A 15688-nucleotide genomic window follows, 5' to 3' on the forward strand; every position below is an offset into this window, starting at 1 on the left:
GAGATACCGTTTCGGTCTTGAACCGAGTCGACGTGTCTGCCGAACCCATGTCCTCGCCGTTGATACGTCGTCATCACGCTCGATAGACACGGTCGTGGAGGGTTCGGACCGTTCGGAACGGCTGTTCGCGGGTGACGAGGAGACGGTGGAGCCGATAAGCGCAAGGACACCAACCGCTGCGCTTGCGATGCCAAACAGGGTCTTGTATCGTTTCATTGGCGTCATCTCGTGGTCGTATGCTCGAGAACGCCGTTTTCGCGCATCCAGGATGGGTGAGCACGTTCGGCGGCTCAGCATACGTATGAAAAGCTGACATCGTCTGGATGTTTAATTATAGGCACGGTTACATCTGGAGGAGACCGCTTACCCGTCGGTTGATGCTGTGCCGTCGAAGCGCTCGTTGTGTGTCACTGCACACCGCATCGAACCGACACCGTGTGACAGGTCACAATCGTTTTGACTGTCAGTATCCCAAGCGTACAACTCTTCGTCGGCGTCCGTCCACCTGTTTAGCAATACCGTACTGCCGCCACAGCGATGTGCTCCGACGTAATCGGAGTCGTCAGTCACGTCCACAGGACGATCGGACACTGTCGCGCTGTTTCAGACCATTTCAGCTGGCCCTTATTCCATGTAGCCGAGTCCCTTCAGTCGGTCTTCGACGTCGGTGAAGTCGTCGTCGACCTCCTCGTCGTGATCCGTCTGCGACACGCCGGTTCGTTTGACCTTGGTTCCTGCAGGCGTGCTGTCTTCGTCGAAAGCGTCGAACAGCACCCGCCCGTCGGCGTTTTTCGGGACCGGTTCGCCGATGCCGTGGAGCAGGGTCGGAGCGATGTCGACGACGCGTGCACCGCGAAGCACTGCGTTGGCGTCGATTGAAGGACCACGGCAGAGCACGATCCCCTCCTTGAGGTGGCTTGCAGCGTACGTCCCGGTGTCGCCGGTTGGCTCGCCGGTGAGTGCGTTGCGTGCCTCGTAGACGCCGTGGCCGTTGACGACCAAATCCGGCGACCCATCGTCAGTGGGAAACAGTTCGTCGCCGTCGAAGACGTCGAGCATCGGCTGGCCGTCGTCGTCGGTAACCGATTCGAACAGGTCAGTCAGTTCGTCTTTGATCGCTGGAATCTGGCTCGGATCGACGACACCACTGTCAAACCGTTCTGTATCGTTGATATAACAGCAGCCAGCACCGTGGACGAACGCGACGGTGCGATCGTAGTCGACGTCGTACAGCGCGTGATCGCCTGGAATCTGTTCGGCGACGCTATCGACGAGCGCTCGAGGGAGCGTCGAGACGATCATCTCTTCGGAGATCCCAATTCGATCGAGTGCGTCCGTGATCCGATCCCGCGAGATGCCCAGGCTCGCGAGTGCGCCGCGGGTGCCATCGTCTTCTTCCCTGAACAGATACCCCTCCCGCTCGAGATAGTGGTTGACGTACACCAACTCTTCGATCGGGCCGAATCCATGGTCGGAGACGACGTAGAGGTCGGCATCGTGACGATCCGTATACTCCATCACCTCGCCCAGGATCTCATCGAGTTGCTTGTAGTGGTTGAGGATTCGGTCTTTGTCCCAGATGAGATGCTGGAATCGGTCGGGAGCGGTGTAAACGAAAAAGAACAGCCCCCAGTCGTCGCCGGCTTCGTCCATCTGAAGCTGCATGAGTTTGCGACGATTCGCGAGCATGTCGTCGACGGCCAGCTCGAACTCGTCGAGACGATCGGCGTAGTCGGGGTAATCGAGGCTGATCTCGTAGTTGGGTATCTGTGACTCGATTGCGGACTTGAGTTCGGGCGGATGGGTGTACTCCTTTTCAGTCGATGGCGTCATCATCCCCGTTACCATCGTGCCGTCGATCTCTTGCGCTGGATACGTCATCGGGACGTTCCCGACGTGGGCGGGCGTGACCTGCTCCCAGAGCGCCGGCTGCTTGATATCGTGACTCGTGTACATCTCGTGGGAGTACCCCGACGAGAGGTTCTGGAAGCCATAACAGCCATGCTTATCGGGCCAGACACCCGTCGCGATCGAGGGCCATGCCAGTGGCGTCGTCGCGGGTTGGGTACTCTCAAGGGTTCCGGATGCGCCCTCGTCGCGCATTCGAGCGAAGTTCGGGAGTTTCCCCTCCTCGCTCCATTGTTCGATGAGTCTCCACGGTACGCCGTCGAATCCGAGCACAAATGCTCGCTCGGCTGTCGAAGAGGACCTGCTCATGATTGGTTATTGAGACGTCAGCGACGTCTGCTGTCCTGCAGATGACGAGATGACCGCTTTGTTATGGGGAGATTTCATGACTCTGTGTGCCGGTGAGTGGTCGATTTAGTCGATCTACTGCCGAAATTCACGATATAGTGTACGACGGCCTCCGTCGGTCGTACTGTCGGGCTACATAGGCCGTTACAGAAGCTATCAGTACAGAAAGGTAACCCATAACAAAACCGTCCCTTGGATAGCATCGATCTATGAGCCACATGCGATGGCTGTCCGCTGGTGGTGGACGCCGTGGGTAGCGTCGTTCTGTCACTCGATGCTGAGCTTGGCTGGGGGTTTCACGACCTCGAGGACCCACCGACTGAGCGGGTTGAATCTGGTCGACGCGGCTGGAACGCGATGCTCGAGTTGCTCGAGGAGTTCGACATTCCAGCGACGTGGGCCGTCGTTGGCCACCTCATGCTCGATTCCTGTGACGGCAGACATGCCGAGCATCCAGCCCCCGATGGCTGGTTCGAACGCGAACGCGGCGAGTGGCAGGACCGCGAGGACCTTCGGTTCGGTCCCGACCTCGTCAGCGAGCTCCTCGAATCCGATGTCGACCACGAGTTCGCGAGCCATACGTTCTCTCACGTCCTCTTTGGCCACCCCGAGACGGATCGGGAACTGGCTGTCGCCGAACTCGAGTGCAGTACGGCGATTGCTGAGGAGTGGGGGTGTTCGTTCGAGTCGTTCATTTACCCGCGAAACAAGGTTGGTCACCGGGATGTCCTCGCGGAGTACGGTGTCTCCGCATACCGGGGCTGGACGCCAAACCGGGAGGGTGTCCGTGCCGTGTTCGACTCGATGGTTCGTGATCGTTCGTTGCTGGTCGAGCCCTACATCGATGAATACGGACTCGTGAACGTGCCAGCGTCGCTGTTTCTCTTCGGCTTCGAAGGCTCAGCCCGGAGCATTGCGGAGTCGATCTGGACGGATCCGATGGTTGCGCTGGCTCGCCGCGGCATCGATGAGGCCGCAACCAGTGACGAGACGTTCCACATGTGGCTGCATCCGAACAACCTGACGACCGAACGGGATGACCAGCGCATGCGGGCGATCCTCTCGTATCTCGACCGTCGTCGATCGGAATCTGACCTGACGGTCGAAACGATGGCTGACGTGGCACAACGGGTTCGGTACTCACGCGGGATCGATGGAACACCGACCCGTGTCGACACGCAGGCGAAAGCGAGCTGGAACTGATTTTCGCCCCTGATGCCGTCGGTTTCGGCACACGGGCGCTGCTTGACCGATCGGAGTGTCCAGACGCTGTCTTTCGGTCTGTTGGACCGTATGGGACCAGTCCACACAGCAAATGTACGAAGGGACGTGCTACACTTGTGGATATGAAAGCGATAACAAAGCCCGCTCCCGGTCCGTTCTGGAGCAGATGCCACCAACACTTCTCGGCCGATGGACCGACTCGAGTGCGCTCTCCGTTGGCGTACTCGGGGTCGGGAATATCGGCATGGTTCACCTGAAATCGGCAGTTGCGATGCCGGACGTCGACGTCGTCGCGGCTGCTGATGCGCTCCCGGCGAATCGTGACCGGGCCGAACGCGCTGGTGTGGCCCGAACGTACGACGATTACACGACGCTGCTCGATGCAGAGGATCTCGATGCGGCAGTGGTCGCGTTGCCTCCGTTTCTCCACGCTGACGCTGTCGAGCGTGCCGCCGAGGCTGGTGTCGACGTTTTCGTCGAGAAACCGCTTGCCCGCTCGACTGACGAAGCCGACGAGATGCTCGAGACGGCTCGCGAGGCGGGTATCGCCGTCGGCGTCGACCACACGCTTCGCTACCAGCCTGACATGGCGGGTGTCAAGGCTGACTACGACGATGGCACTGTCGGCCACGTCCCCTACGCCTCTATTACGCGGCTCAACGACCATCCACTCGGTCGGCCACCCGCAGACGACGCCCCGCCGGAATGGCCGCTTGATCCCGATGCTGCTGGCGGCGGCTCGCTGGTCGAACTCGGTGTCCACTGTTTCGACGTCCTCGAGTGGCTCTTTGGCGACCTCGAGGTTCGGGATGCGACGATGGGCCAGAGTCTGAATATTCCTGCCGAAGACGCTGCGACGGTGTTGCTTCAGGCTCCGGAGACGGGAACGACGATCACGCTCCACTGTGGGACCTACCAGTGGGAACAGCTTCCGGAAGTCAATACGCGATTACGGCTCGAGGGGATCACGGGCACAATAAGCAATCAAGAGCATCTGCCTGAGAACTTCTATGCGAGTGCGGCGACGTCCGCGCTTTCGAACGTTGCGAGCCGTTTTACTGGTAGTGAGCCGGACGTCTTCGGCCCGACGTTCTACCTGCAGGCCCATTACGACGCGCTGGCTGACTTCTGTGACGCCGTTCGTGAGGGCGAGACGCCACCGGTCGATGGCGCCGACGGCCGGCGAACGATCGAACTCGCCGAGACCGCCTACGAACTGGCTGCAGCGGCCGAGGGCGACACGCTCGAGGCGCCGGAGGTGACGCTGTGAACGTTCGCGCCGCCACCGTCGACCTCCCCGAACGACGGGGCGGGTGGACGACCGATATGGACCGACGGCTGGCGACGCTCGAGTCGCCGGTTCGATCCGTCCTCGAGCCGTACGCTGACTCGCTTTCTGACACCGACCGAATCACGCTCGTCCCCGACGCCCACTATCCGTTCCATCCGTCAACAGGGATCGTTACCGACCCCGCCGTCGTCGGCTCGGCCGCAGCCGTGTTGCAGGCTCAGACCGGGGCCGACATCACCGTCGCCGGGGCGACCGACGACAACATCGCGTTCGATCGCGCTGCCAGCTATCTGGGCTATCCGTCCGTCCTCGAGCGGTTCGGTGTCGAACTCGTCGACCTCGCCGACGAGTCCCGACGGGACCGCGTCGTCTCGGTTGCAGACCAGCAGCTCTCGGTGTCTGTCCCGGAGCGACTCCTCGAGAGCACTGTGATCGTCGTCCCGACGCTCCGTCCCACCCGTGACGGTTCCGTCGCGGGCGGGATGCGAACGCTTGCGAGACTCGTCACGAGCGTTGCAGACACTGCTCAGACGGCCGTTGGCGCAACACGGGCCATCGAGCCCGCGTTTACCCTGCTGGATGCGACGACCGCCTACGGCGACGATCCGGTCGCGGCTGACACGCTGTTTGCGGGACCGACACCCCAGATCGATGCCCTCGGCGTCTCACTGTTCGGTCGCTCGCCCGAGACGGATCCGGTGTGCAGACAGACAGTCGGTGACGACGATCCCTCAATCACCGTCGAAAACGTGACGGGTGAATCCGTCGACCTCACGTCACTCCGACGCCGGCTCACTGATGGCGAGTTACCACCGCCGGATGACACCCATCCAGCTGTTTCGACTGCCTACCGACTGTACGCGGCGGTTGCCGGTGACGCCGTCCCACCACAACTGGAGCAACGCCGATGACCGGCCACACTGCAGCCGTCACCGGCGCGACGGGCTTTCTCGGCTCGCGGCTCTGTGAGCGCTTGCTCGAGGACGGGTGGAACGTTCGCGGTCTCAGTCGGCCGACGTCTGATCGTGGCGACCTCGACGGCGTCGACTGGCACGTCGGCGATCTGTTCGATGCCGAGACGCTTCGATCGCTGGTCGACGGTGTCGACGTAGTCTTTCATCTCGCTGGCGTCAGCCTCTGGAACGCCAGCCCCGAGATGGTCGAACGGGTCAACGTCGACGGGACTCGGAACGTCATCGAGGCCTGTCGCGACCGCGGGGCTGGACGGCTCGTCTTTACGAGCACGGCCGGAACACGCCGCCCGCCCGATGAGAAGATGGTCGCGGACGAAACGGACGTTGCGACCCCTGTTGGGGCCTACCAGCGTTCGAAAGCACAGGCCGAGCAACTGGTCGACCAGTATGCCGAGGCCGACGGCGACGCCGTCACCGCTCACCCAACGTCGATCTTCGGCCCCGGTGACGAGGCCTTTACCGCCCAACTGCTGTCGATGGGACTCGAGCCGACGATGCCTGCCTATCTTCCCGGCGGACTGAGCATCGTCGGTGTCTCGGACGTCGTCGATGGCCTGCTCGCGGCTGCTGAACACGGCACGAACGGCGAGCACTACATCCTCGGCGGCGAGAACCTCTCCTACAACCAGGCCGTCTCACGGATCGCCAACGCCGCCGACGGCTCGCCGGCTCGAATCCGCGTTCCGGCGACGGCGATCCACGCCGCCGGGCCAGTTGCCGAAGCCGCGAGCTCTGTCGCTGGCGTTCGGATGTTCCCGTTCGACCGACAGATGGCCCAGCTTGCGACCCAGCGGCTGTTTTACTCCTCGAGGAAAGCCAGCGAAGAACTTGGGTACGAGTACCAGCCACTCGAGGACCATCTCCCCGAGACGATGGACTGGTATCGGTCGGAGCACTAGCCGATCAGTGCGGTTTTACGCACGATCCGCAGACACCCACCCCAGTGTGTCCAGTGTCTTCAGGTGTAGTTGGAGAGTGGGCCGATAGATGGGTATAACGTTGACACAAACCACTAATTATAGCTGCTATTCGGACTAGTCTAGTAGCATTCCAATTAAAATTTTCTATGATCGGAGTTCGTTGAGAGCGGACTACCTCGCTCTACTGGTAGACACTGGACACACTGGGGTGGGGGTGTAGGGTTATTTTGGGGACAGTAGACACACTGGACGCGATGGTTTTATAATAAATGCTGAATATTGTAACATAACGATCATAATGGGATTGTTCCAACCAGATACGGACATCTTCTGTCACCGTGATGCTCTTCGAGAGGATTACCAACCGGATGAGATCGTCGGCCGAGACGAAGAACTTCAACAATATATCGCTGCTCTCCAGCCTGTGATCAACGGAGATCAACCTGCGAATGTATTCTTGTATGGCAAAGCCGGTGTCGGGAAAACTGCATGTACCCGCTATCTTCTCTCTGAGCTCAAATCAGATGCTGTTGAATACGGTGTTGATCTCACGACTATTCGTACTAACTGTGAAGATTTGAGTACGAGTTATCAGGTTGCAATTCAACTGATTAATGACCTCCGTGGTTCCGAGAATCGATTGAAACCGACTGGGTACCCCCGGCGTCAAGTGAACGAATGGCTCTGGGACGAACTCGACTCTATCGGCGGAACCATCATCATTGTTTTCGACGAAGTAGACCATATTGAGGATGATTCCATTCTGTATCAAATTCCACGAGCGCGAGCGAATGGCAACCTCAAGGAGGCAAAAGTAGGAATCATTGGAATTTCAAATGATTTTAAATTCCGCGAAAGTCTAAGTTCGAAGGTTCAATCCAGTCTCTGTGAGAAAGAACTCCAATTCCCTGCCTACAACGCCAATGAACTTCGAACTATCCTTCGCCAACGTGCTGATACTGCATTTTATGAGGATGTTGTTCCCCGAGAAGTGATTGCAAAGTGCGCAGCATTCGGTGCAAGGGATGCTGGCGACGCTCGCCAGAGTCTGGACTTGCTCATGGAGGCTGGCGACATCGCTGTCGAACAAGATGCTGATCAAGTTACCGAGGCTCACGTCGATGAGGCACGTGCCGCCCTGGAGCGGAGTCGGATTGTCGATGGCGTTGCTGGCCTCACCCAACAAGGTCATCTTGTTTTGTATGCATTAGTCATGTTACATGAAGAAGGTAAAACGCCGACTCGTGCACGTGCTATTCAGGACCGGTATAAAATCGTCTGTGATCGGGCTGCAGTTGATTCACTCGTTCCACGGCGAATGAGAGATCACCTGAATGAGCTCGCAATGTTAGGGATTGCCAGCCGGGTAGAGCGGAATAAAGGTGAGGTCGGCGGACGATATTACGAGTATTCGCTTGATACGAATCCCGATCTGTTACTTGAGGCACTTGATGAGACAGTGGATATGGTTGGGGTGACCGAGTCAATCCGGAAACGGCGTAGTTAGCGTATTTGATGGATGCTAGACATTGGACACGGTGGCGTGTGTTGTGGATCGACCTTACTGCGTACAAAGACACTGGACGTACTGGGGTGTTGTGCAACCGTCTGACCGTAAGACACTGGACACGGTGGGGTCTGGGGTGGGGTAAGGAGACGAAAGCGTGTTTTCGTCAGCAACGTTTGAACGGGTGGTGTCTCTCCGCCACCGCGTTCCAACCGATGATCGTGACACTGTACGCTGATTCCACGTCAGCGATGTCGCTGCATGACTGCGTCGACGGCAGCCGTCATTCGTTTCGGCCGTCCCGCATCCGCAACCCGTTCGTAGACCTCGAGCAACTGCTCCGTGGTTCGTTCGATACTGACCTCGCGGACAGCCTCGCGGCCGTTCGAGCGCTCCTCACGTTGGAGGACGTCGATCAGCCCGTCGATCAGTTCCTCGTCGCTGGTTGCGATTCGCGACGGCTCGACGCCGGCCAGCCGCTCGCTGACGTCGCCGACGTCGGTGGCGACCACGGGTAGATTACAGGCGAGCGCTTCTTTCACCGAGTTCGGCGAGCCCTCGCTGTCGGAGGTCAACAGCAGCGCGTCTGCAGCGTTCATGTAGTCCGATACTGCGTCGTGGTCGACGCCGTGGACCGTCCGGAGCTCGACCGGTCGCTCGAGTAAGTTATCGACCACAGTGACGATCCGCTCGGCTCGTGGGTGGTTCTTGACCGTCCGTTCGGGTGGGTACGGAAAGAGCACCTGGAAGGCGTCGCCGACATCGTCCCAGCCGACGGCTTCGCGGGCTCGAGCCTGCGGTTTCGGCTGGAATCGCTCGAGGTCGACGCCGTCGGGGATCACCTGACAGTCCTGTCCCAGCTCCGTTCGCATCCCTTCGGACATGACGATTACCTCGTCACACAGCGGCGCACACGCGGTGCTGATCGGTTTGACGGGACCGTGAACGTCCGACCCCCACAGCGACAACACGACTGGCGTCTGGCGCTGTGCGACCGCCATCGGTGCCGTCAGCCCGTAGTGGGCGTGGATCAGATCGTACCCGTTGCCTGCCTCGCTGATGACCGATGGGACGGTGCGGAGATAATCGGCCGGACTGCGTGCAGTCTCGGCGTCGACCTCGCCAGCCACCGACAGCGTCGAAAACGAGACGCCTCGATCCTCGAGCGCGGCCATCTGCTGTGTCATGAATGGAGCGTCGGCGTGCGTCGTGAGTGTGAGGACGTGCATCTCGAACTGCCGGAGAGACGGGACGGAACCGTTTTGTTATCCGTGCTGCACGCCGCTGGCACCGCAGTCAATCCGGGAATACCTGTCACAACAGTCTGTTAGTTCCCGATCGGCTGTGAGTTTTCTTCTCGTACACGCACATGTAGTGCACTCGAGATCGCGGTTTTCAGCCGTCAGAGGCCGTAGCAATACGATTACAAAGCATCGACGGCAGCTATGTTGACGTGATGCGGATCCTCGTCTTTGCGAACACACCTGCGCACGTCCATCTGTATCGACACACCGTCGACCGGCTCGAGGCCGCGGGCCACGACGTGCTCGTCCTGACCCGAGAGTACGCCTGTACGACCGACTTACTCGAGTTTTTCGGGATGCCGTACCGGATATACGGCACCCACGGGACTGAGAGCTACTCGAAACTCCGGTTTGCCCGTGAGATCGGTGGTCAGTTTGCCACCATCGCTCGCGAGGCACGCCGGTTCGATCCGGACGTCATCTTCGGCCGGGGGCCGTACGCCGCCTATGCTGGGACGCTCACCCGAACGCCGGTCGTGCTCGTGCTCGACGACGAGCCGGGTGATTTCAATCACACCGTCTCTCGCCCGTTTGCAGATACGATTCTCTCGCCGGCAGTCACCCGCCGCGATCTCGGTGACGATCATTACACGTTCGATGGATTCAAAGAATGTGCGTATCTCCACCCCGACGTGTTTGAGCGGGACGAAAACGTCCGCGAGTTCCTCGGCGTCGATCCGGACGAACCCTACGTTATCGTCCGATTCAACGCGCTCGATGCGCTGCACGACGCTGGTCTCGAAGGGTTCAGTCCGCACCAGCGTCGCGATCTGATCCAACGGCTGAGCGACCACGCGACGGTCTTCGTCTCGGATGAGGGCGGCGAGATAGAGCTTCGCGACTTGCCTGCTCGTCCGTACAGCCTCCATCCGGCGTTGATCCACGACGCGATGGCCGAGGCGTCGTTGCTGGTCGCGGATACGGGGACGATGGCAACCGAGGCGGCACTCCTTGGGACGCCTGCGTTCCGATATCGTGGCACCGACGATCACGAGTACGGTGAGTTTCAGGCACTCGAGCGCGCTGGGCTTGCCGAGCAGTTCGACGAGTACGCCGCGATTCGTGAGCGCGCACTCGAGATCCTTGCCGACGACGGCGCAGCAGCCCGCTGGCAGCGACGACGCCAGGCATACGTCACTGACCTGGTGAACCTGACCGAGTTGCTGGTCGACGTTGCTGAGTCACGTGGTGTGATCGATCAGCTCAGCTCGTCGACGCGACAGGCGTTACAACACGAGCACCACAAACAGACCCAGCCGTAGCCCTGTTCGCTGGAACCGATGGGGTGTCAACGACTCACAAGAGCCGGCATCGGCAAGTCCGGGATGTATCCGCCTCTCGACTGAATATCCAGTCACACGATGTATCAGGACCTGTTACTCGCAACCGACGGGAGCGAAGGTGCAGACCAGGCAACGGAGCATGCGATCGAACTCGCTTCTCAGCTCGATGCAACCCTGCATATCCTCTCGGTTTCCGAAGACGGCCCCCACAGCTCGGACAAACGCGATCAGATGCGCGCTGATCCGGAAGACGAGTCCGCCCAGGCAGTTGATGAGGCCGAGCAGGCGGTCTCCAGATCCGGACTCGAGTCGACGACGATCGTTCGCCACGGTGTTGCCCAAGAGGAGATCGTTGACGTCGCCGAGACGGAGCCGATCGATATGATCGTGATGGGAACCCATGGCCGCACCGGGCTCGATCATCTGATCGTCGGGAGCGTCGCTGAAGAGGTCGTTCGAAACGCGCCGGTTCCAGTCGTTACTGTTCGAGATCGGGCCTGATCTCGTTGCTCGGCTCGAGTGTGGCGCTTCCGAAACAGGGCTGGCGGACACAGCTGTGGCCGGCGGTCGATGCCTGTGTGTTCGCCAACTCGTCATGAGCCGGTTGAACCCACCGTAATCCAGTGCTACTCGAGGATACGGAATCGATAATTAACCAGTCAGGGCTGAAACGACTCGTCATCGTGGCTGTTCGTCGCTTGAAATCCAACAGTCGAGCAGTGACTGAGCGGGCCCTCCAGCGGCCGCTGTCCCTGCTCGAGCAGCCATGCTCCCGACCGTTGCTGGAGGTGGCCACCCAGTGAGCGACGGAGCCGCGACCGTCGTCGGCGACGTGCTTCGAGTGCTCGTCGTCGGTGACTCACGATCGATCGACGCAGCGATGGAGGCGCTCTCCTCGCAGCTTGCGTCTATCTCACTTGTCAGAGAGCGAACGCTCTCGAACGCTGTCGACCGGCTCGGACAGCTCGAAATCCACTGTGTCGTCTGTCCGTTCGAGCCAACAGAGGCCGATCCGTCGACACTCGAGGCGCTTCGAGATCGGGCTGGTTCGGTGCCGATCATCGCCGTAGCGGACAGCGAACCAGTCGACGAAGCGCAACTTGAGCAGGCACTCGAGGCGGGTGCGATCGACGTTATCGAGTCTGATACGCCTCGGCCGCTTGTCGCGACACGGGTTCGGAACGCAGCCGAACGGTTCCGGCTCGAGAGCGGTTCCGATCAGTACAGCCAGTCGCTTCTCGAGCGATCCGACGCGCTCGTCTGGGTGCTCGATGAGACGGCTGCTATCGAGTATGCGAGCGTAGCTGTCGAGTCCCGGCTTGGATACACGCCGGACGAACTCGAGCGAACGCCGCTTTCCCAGCTCGTCCATCCGGACGATCAGGAACTGGTCGACGACTGTCTCGAGCGCGTTTCGGCGGCCGCGTTCGGGGCGACCGAACGCGTTTCGGTGCGCATCGGCCACGCCGACGGGACGTGGCACGCATACGAACTGACCGTGGCCAACCGATTTGCGGATCCGCTCGTCAAAGGGCTCGTGCTCACGCTCTCGGCGGTGCCGGTGGCCGACTCGGCTGACGGTGTTCGAACGGCACTCGATCGACTCGAGGAGCCGTTTTTTACCCTTGGTCCACAGTGGGAGCTTCGCTACGCCAACGAAGCTGCGGCCCAGTTGTTCGTCTCGGAGGGGACCCCAGCGCAGGGAACCGTCGTCTGGGATCTCCTCGATGACTCCGTTCGAAGCCAGTTCTACGAACGCGTTCTCGAGGCGAAGACGACGAACACCACCGTCGAGTTCGAGATCACCCCTCCTCCCCTCGAGACGCAACTCGCGGTGGCTGTCTATCCCAGCGAGGATGGTGTCACCGTGTCCGCACGCGAGTCTCCGGATTCCGAATCCGTCGCCGTCGATCGGGAGCGGTTCGATCTCCTCGAGTCAGTTGTCGATGCGCTCGAGGACGGACTCATCGTTCTCGAGGGGTCGACGATCCGGTTTGCCAACGCGACACTGTTCGATCTGGCTGCGGGAGAGCCGCTTGTCGGCCGTGCGATCGAGACCGTCTTCGACGACGACCTCGCGGCGGCGGTACGCGAGCGAGCACAGTCACCGGTCGTCAGATGGATGGACCCTGTTTCGGGATCGCTCGTCATCGGCGCTGCCCGTCGGCCGGTCGACGTGTTCGTCACTCCGCTGCCCGGCGACCAGACACTCTGTGTCGTCCGTGACAGTCGTCGGTCGCCAGCCACTGTCCTGTCGACGCTCCAGCAGGCGATCACAGCCATGCGAGATGCCGAGAGCCGAACTGCCGTGTTCGAGTCAGCCGTCGATGCCACTGTCGCCTGTTCCGAGGCTGACCTCGCCGGCTGGTATCTCATCGAACCGGCTGTTCTCAGACCGGCGGCGGTCGCCGTTCGAGACGACACCGAACCTGTCGAGCTTCCACCGATCGAGCGCGCTGGGATCGACCTGCTCGAGCGTCTCGAGACGGAGACCGAGACCAACGGCGAGGGAATCGTCTTCGACCGGTCGGAACTCGAACCAGTGCTCTCTCGAGCCGGTATCCGTGCCGATCGGGTGCTCGCCATCCTTGTCGCCGACCATGGTCTGCTCCTTGCGACCAGTACCGACCCGATGGCGTTCGACGCCCTCGAGCAGACCCCTGTCGAGATCGTTTCTCGGGCGGCGACGACTGCACTCGAGTCACTCGAGCGAGAGGCGACGGTCCAGCGCCAACACGGTTCCCTCAAGCGCCTCGAGTCTGCTGCCGATCGCTGTCGCCAACTGCACGCGTTCGAACGAACGCTTCTCGCCAGCGACTCCCGCGACGAACTCGAACAGCAACTCTGTGAGGCACTCGTCTCTCTCGAGTTCGATGACCCCCTGGGTTCGATCGATCTGGCCTGGGTCGGCGATGTCGCGACCGGATCCGAGCGAATCACGCCGAGCGCCTGGGCCGGCCGGAACGGCGAGTTCCTCGAGTCGGTCTCGATTCCGATGGACAGTGACGTTGAGCCTGCCCATCCAACGGTGACCGCAGCCGAAACGCTCGAGCCGGTAGTTGTCGACGAACTCGAGTCCGGGCCGATCGACCAGGCGTGGCGACGACGGACGCTCGAAGAGGGGTTCCGGTCTGTTCTGAGCGTTCCACTCGTTACCGAGGAGTTCTGTTATGGAACACTCTCCCTGTATGCAGACCAGCCGTCGACGTTTGACGAGGATCTCCAGCAGCTGTGTACGCATCTTGCGGCGGTCGCCAGCGCCACGATCGCTTCGATCGAACGGAAACGCGCGCTGTTGGCCGACCGCGTCACCGAACTCGAGGTCGTGCTCCGAGACGACACCGAGACGTTGTCGACGATCGCACATCGACTGCAGCGGCGACTCGACGTGCAGGCGGTTGTCCCCCGATCGTCGGGTGGATCGACGGTTTTCTGTACGATCCCGGACATACGTGAGGAAGCGATCGACACTGCCGTCGAGTCGGTGGCTGCGGTCGACTCAGTCCGGTTCATTGGCGACCGTGTCGATGACTCGTTGGTCGAACTCGTCCTCGACGAGTCGTCCGTCGCGGAGACGCTTGCGTATCACGGTGGGGTGTTACAATCGGTAACGCCAGTTGACGATCGAACTCGGCTCGTGATCGCGCTCTCGAGCACTGTCGACGTCCGATCGTTCGTCCAGATGCTCGAACGAACGCATCCGGGAACGGAGCTGCTCGCCCGCCGCGAGCGAGATCGATCCGATCAGCCAGCCCGTGCGTTCGACGCCGAACTCCGGAGTCGGCTCTCGGAGCGCCAGTTCCGGACCCTCGAGACGGCGTACTACGGTGGTTTTTTCGACTGGCCCCGCGAGAGCACTGGCGAAGAGATCGCTGAGTCGCTCGGTGTCTCCCAGCCGACGTTCAGTCGCCATCTCCGGCTTGCCCAGCAGAAGCTGTTCGAGTTGCTGTTCGACGAACGTGCTCCCGAACGCGGTGAGTGACCGTGTTCGAGCCCGGTAGTTACTGCTTACCGTCCCGACCTGCGTTGAAACCCATTGCTAACCAGTTGTTTCTTTCTACAGAAAACAGTCAGCACAAACGACGGCTGAATAGATATAGCGGTGTGCGCTCCCGTTCGTTTCCTGTATAGCGTCTACCACCATATGGCCACGGTCGAATCAGACGTTCAATGAGCGAGTTCACGGTAACAGGATATTACAGCGGTCATCCATCTGGATGGCGGATCAATCTGTGAGCATCGAGAGTACGGAAGCCCGCCGAGAGCCGGGAATTCGATCCCAGGCAGATGGTGGCATCGTTACCCAACTCCGTCTCGACCACTCGTCGCTGTTCTTGCGACCGACTCTGCGTCGCGCACCTGAGGTCACTGTCGAACCCGAATACTGGACGACACTCGAGACGGGCCGGACGCTCGTCTTCTGTAGTGTCTATGGGAGTTCGTTCGATAGCTTCGAGACAGCCCTCGAGATGGATCCGACGATCGACGATCCGATCCTCGTCGACCGCTACCCTGACCGGCGCGTCTATCGGGTCGCGCTGACCGATCGGGCGGTATCGTTCATTGCGGAGACGGCAACGGCCGGTGGCCGACTGCTCGACCTCTCGAGTTCGCGCGACGGCTGGCTCGTCCAACTTCAGTTCCCGAATCGGGACGACCTCGTCTCGTTCAATGACTACTGCCGCGGGCGCGACATTTCCGTGACGGTCGACCATCTGCGGCTGTCGGACGACGACGACGACGGCGTCGTCGCCCTGACCGAAAAGCAACAGGAACTGCTCGCTGTCGCTCACGAGGAGGGATACTTCGACGTTCCACGCGGGATTTCACAGGACGAACTGGCGGATCGATTGGGCGTCTCGAAGTCGGCGGTTTCCCAGCGGCTCCGCCGTGCAATCGGCGAACTCTGTGCGTCGACGCTGTGTTGAG

At 60.7% G+C, this 15688-nt stretch carries 11 protein-coding genes; 9 read left to right on the forward strand and 2 right to left on the reverse strand.

What is annotated here, in order from left to right:
• Positions 1-624 precede the first annotated feature (624 nt).
• Entirely contained in the window at positions 625-2217 is a 1593-nt protein-coding gene (locus ACERJA_RS15390; RefSeq protein WP_373609132.1) for an alkaline phosphatase family protein, read from the reverse strand.
• A gap of 288 nt (positions 2218-2505) precedes the next feature.
• On the opposite strand from ACERJA_RS15390, the gene ACERJA_RS15395 reads away from it, so the two are divergent.
• The 5 genes from ACERJA_RS15395 to ACERJA_RS15415 all read left to right on the forward strand — a co-directional run bounded on the left by ACERJA_RS15395 (position 2506) and on the right by ACERJA_RS15415 (position 8172).
• Positions 2506-3459 (forward strand): polysaccharide deacetylase family protein, encoded by a 954-nt coding sequence (locus tag ACERJA_RS15395; protein WP_373609133.1) that lies wholly within the window; start codon positions 2506-2508, stop codon positions 3457-3459.
• A 187-nt stretch (positions 3460-3646) separates the two neighbouring features.
• The gene (locus ACERJA_RS15400; RefSeq protein WP_373609134.1) at positions 3647-4750 is read left to right on the forward strand and encodes a Gfo/Idh/MocA family protein; all 1104 of its coding nucleotides are present in this window, start codon (positions 3647-3649) and stop codon (positions 4748-4750) included.
• Positions 4747-5682, forward strand: a complete 936-nt coding sequence (locus tag ACERJA_RS15405) for a DUF362 domain-containing protein (RefSeq protein ID WP_373609135.1) — start codon at positions 4747-4749, stop codon at positions 5680-5682. Before ACERJA_RS15400 ends, ACERJA_RS15405 begins: the two co-directional genes overlap by 4 nt.
• Entirely contained in the window at positions 5679-6644 is a 966-nt protein-coding gene (locus ACERJA_RS15410) for an NAD-dependent epimerase/dehydratase family protein (RefSeq protein ID WP_373609136.1), read from the forward strand. Before ACERJA_RS15405 ends, ACERJA_RS15410 begins: the two co-directional genes overlap by 4 nt.
• Positions 6645-6963: 319 nt before the next feature.
• Positions 6964-8172 (forward strand): orc1/cdc6 family replication initiation protein, encoded by a 1209-nt coding sequence (locus tag ACERJA_RS15415; RefSeq protein ID WP_373609137.1) that lies wholly within the window; start codon positions 6964-6966, stop codon positions 8170-8172.
• Between the two features lie 245 nt (positions 8173-8417).
• Here the strand turns inward: ACERJA_RS15415 and ACERJA_RS15420 are convergent, their stop codons facing one another.
• Positions 8418-9401: a glycosyltransferase gene (locus tag ACERJA_RS15420; protein WP_373609138.1), complete on the reverse strand. Its 984-nt coding sequence runs from the start codon at positions 9399-9401 to the stop codon at positions 8418-8420.
• Positions 9402-9628: 227 nt separating this feature from the next.
• Between ACERJA_RS15420 and ACERJA_RS15425 the strand changes: the two genes are divergently transcribed.
• The 4 genes from ACERJA_RS15425 (at position 9629) to ACERJA_RS15440 (ending at position 15687) form a co-directional block, all read left to right on the forward strand.
• Positions 9629-10738, forward strand: a complete 1110-nt coding sequence (locus tag ACERJA_RS15425; protein ID WP_373609139.1) for a DUF354 domain-containing protein — start codon at positions 9629-9631, stop codon at positions 10736-10738.
• Positions 10739-10837: 99 nt separating this feature from the next.
• Positions 10838-11260, forward strand: coding sequence for a universal stress protein (locus ACERJA_RS15430; protein WP_373609140.1), 423 nt, complete (start codon positions 10838-10840; stop codon positions 11258-11260).
• Positions 11261-11558: 298 nt separating this feature from the next.
• Positions 11559-14741, forward strand: a complete 3183-nt coding sequence (locus ACERJA_RS15435; protein WP_373609141.1) for a bacterio-opsin activator domain-containing protein — start codon at positions 11559-11561, stop codon at positions 14739-14741.
• 235 nt (positions 14742-14976) lie between these two features.
• Complete coding sequence (locus ACERJA_RS15440) at positions 14977-15687, forward strand: helix-turn-helix domain-containing protein (protein ID WP_373609142.1); 711 nt, start codon at positions 14977-14979, stop codon at positions 15685-15687.
• Position 15688: the final 1 nt, after the last annotated feature.

Origin of the sequence: Natronorubrum sp. A-ect3 (assembly GCF_041821125.1) — an archaeon.
Lineage (GTDB): Archaea > Halobacteriota > Halobacteria > Halobacteriales > Natrialbaceae > Natronorubrum > Natronorubrum bangense.

What these genes read in the sequence shown, in the direction of transcription:
- ACERJA_RS15390 (WP_373609132.1), bottom strand. Translation starts at nt 2,217, where the DNA reads ATGAGCAGGTCCTCTTCGACAGCCGAGCGAGCATTTGTGCTCGGATTC.
- ACERJA_RS15400 (WP_373609134.1), top strand. Translation starts at nt 3,647, where the DNA reads ATGCCACCAACACTTCTCGGCCGATGGACCGACTCGAGTGCGCTCTCC.
- ACERJA_RS15410 (WP_373609136.1), top strand. Translation starts at nt 5,679, where the DNA reads ATGACCGGCCACACTGCAGCCGTCACCGGCGCGACGGGCTTTCTCGGC.
- ACERJA_RS15415 (WP_373609137.1), top strand. Translation starts at nt 6,964, where the DNA reads ATGGGATTGTTCCAACCAGATACGGACATCTTCTGTCACCGTGATGCT.
- ACERJA_RS15420 (WP_373609138.1), bottom strand. Translation starts at nt 9,401, where the DNA reads ATGCACGTCCTCACACTCACGACGCACGCCGACGCTCCATTCATGACA.
- ACERJA_RS15425 (WP_373609139.1), top strand. Translation starts at nt 9,629, where the DNA reads ATGCGGATCCTCGTCTTTGCGAACACACCTGCGCACGTCCATCTGTAT.
- ACERJA_RS15430 (WP_373609140.1), top strand. Translation starts at nt 10,838, where the DNA reads ATGTATCAGGACCTGTTACTCGCAACCGACGGGAGCGAAGGTGCAGAC.
- ACERJA_RS15440 (WP_373609142.1), top strand. Translation starts at nt 14,977, where the DNA reads ATGGCGGATCAATCTGTGAGCATCGAGAGTACGGAAGCCCGCCGAGAG.